The 2,299-nt window shown below is 62.5% G+C and carries 2 pseudogenes; one reads left to right on the plus strand and one right to left on the minus strand.

Annotation, left to right across the window (positions count from 1 at the left end):
- Positions 1 to 7: 7 nt before the first annotated feature.
- Positions 8 to 1,013 (plus strand): annotated as a pseudogene (locus tag I5W_RS00320) (BMP family ABC transporter substrate-binding protein); the annotation flags it as partial.
- Here I5W_RS00320 and mgtA read toward each other — a convergent pair.
- Positions 1,003 to 2,299: pseudogene (gene mgtA / locus I5W_RS00325) on the minus strand (magnesium-translocating P-type ATPase); the annotation flags it as partial. The pseudogenes I5W_RS00320 and mgtA overlap by 11 nt on opposite strands.

A 2,299-nucleotide genomic window follows, 5' to 3' on the forward strand; every position in this document is an offset into this window, starting at 1 on the left:
CGTTCTCATTGGAGCGCAACAACATGAAAACCGCCGCGATTTCCTCAAACTGTCCCGGGCCGCTGCCCTGGGCGCCGCCTTCCCGCTGGAACTGCTGGCTGCCGGCCCTTTGACCGTGGGCTTCATCTACGTGGGGGCCAGGGATGACTTCGGCTACAAACCAGTCGCACGCGCAAGCTGCCGCCGTCATCAAGAAGCTGCCCGGCGTGAAGGTCATCGAGGAAGAAAAAGTACCCGAGACCGTAGCCGTGCAAAAGACCATGGAAGCCATGATCCAGCAAGATGGCGCCACCCTGCTCTTCCCCACCTCCTTCGGCTACTTCGATCCGCACGTGCTCAAGATCGCCGAGAAATATCCCAAGGTGCGCATCGCTCACTGTGGCGGCCTGTGGACGGCCGGCAAGCATCCCATGAACGTGGGCAGCTTCTTCGGCTACATCGAAGAGTGCGAATACCTCTCCGGCGTCGTCGCCGGCTATATGAGCAAGAGCAAGAAACTGGCCTTCATCGCCGCCAAGCCGATCCCGCAGGTGCTGCGCAACATCAACGCCTTCACCCTCGGCGCGCAATCGGTCGATCCGTCCATCACCTGTCATGTCATCTTCACCGGTGACTGGTCGCTGCCGGTGAAGGAAGCCGAAGCCGCCAACAGCCTGATCGACCAGGGTTGCGACGTCATCACCTGCCACGTCGATGGCCCCAAGGTGATCGTCGAGACCGCCGAGAAGCGCGGCATCATGACCACCGGCTACCACGCCAGCCAGGCTGCGCTGGCGCCCAAGGGCTATCTCACCGGCGCTGAATGGAACTGGGCCACGCCCTACACCGAGATCGTCAAGGCCACGCTGGAAGGCAAGCCGATGATCAACTTCCTGCGCGGTGGTCTGAAGGATGACTTCGTCAAGATGTCGCCCTATGGCGCAGCGGTCACTGCACCGGCCAAGAAGAAGGCCGACGAAATCAAGGCGCAGATGCTGGCCGGCAAGTTCCAGATCTTCAAGGGCCCGATACGCGCAGACCTTCGGCATTGAGGCCGCCGGTGGTGGCGCGGATCTCGTCCAGCAGGGCCGGTGTCAGCGGCACCACTTGGCCATTGACGCGGGCGCGCGAGCAGACCGAGACGATTTCCTCGACGGCGCCCTTGCAGATCAGTTCGTGGTGATCTTCGCGTTCGGAGACCACCACCGACATGCGGCGGCGCTGGAAGTCGAAAGGAATTTCATCGACCTTGCGATAGGCCGAGGCGATGGACATTTCACGTTGCAGTTCGGCGTGCTCCAGCACGGCCACGTCCAGCAGGTTTTTCAGGCCGGTCTGGTAATAACTGTTCAGATAGGCGTATTGCAGCACCTCATCGTCGGGTTCGCCGTGGATGTCGGTATGACGTTCCAGGAAGATCTTGTCTTGCGTGAGGGTGCCGGTCTTGTCGGTGCACAGTACGTCCATGGCGCCGAAGTTCTGGATCGCGTCCAGGCGCTTGACGATCACCTTCTTGCGCGACAAGGCCACCGCACCCTTGGCCAGGGTCGAGGTGACGATCATGGGCAGCATTTCTGGAGTCAGGCCCACGGCTACCGAGAGGCCGAACAGGAAGGCCTCGACCCAGTCACCCTTGGTGAAGCCGTTGATGAAGAACACCACCGGGGTCATCACCAGCATGAAGCGGATCAGCAGCCAGCTCACCTTGTTCACGCCGGCCTGGAACGCGGTCGGGGTGCGGTCGGTGGCGGTGACGCGCTCGGCCAGGGCGCCGAAGTAGGTGCGCTTGCCGGTGGTCAGTACCACGCCGGTGGCCGAGCCGCTGACCACGTTGGTACCCATGAAGCACAGGTTGTCCAGCTCCAGGGGGCTGCTGGTGTTGAGGTTGCTGGCGGTGACGAATTTTTCCACCGGCAGTGATTCGCCAGTCATGGCGGCTTGGCTCACGAACAAGTCCTTGGCTGCCAACAGGCGCAGATCGGCGGGGATCATGTCGCCGGCCGAGAGCAGCACGACGTCGCCCGGCACCAGCTTACGGATCGGCACTTCGACGCGGCGCGCGCCCTTGGGGTGCAGGGTGACGTCGAAGTAGCGCTGGGCTTCGGCGGCGATCTCTTCGACCTGGTCGTGGCGCATCACGGTGGCGGTGTTGCTGACCATGGCCTTGAGCTTGTCGGCGGCAGTGTTGGAGCGGGCTTCCTGGACGAAGCGCAGCAGCGTGGAGACCACCACCATGGTACCGATCACGGTGGCCGCCTTCATGTCGTCGGTGTAGAAGGAGATGGCCGCCAGCAGGGTCAGCAGCAGGTTGAAGGGGTTC

Source organism: Herbaspirillum sp. B65 (assembly GCF_000333555.1).
Lineage (GTDB): Bacteria > Pseudomonadota > Gammaproteobacteria > Burkholderiales > Burkholderiaceae_D > Herbaspirillum > Herbaspirillum rubrisubalbicans.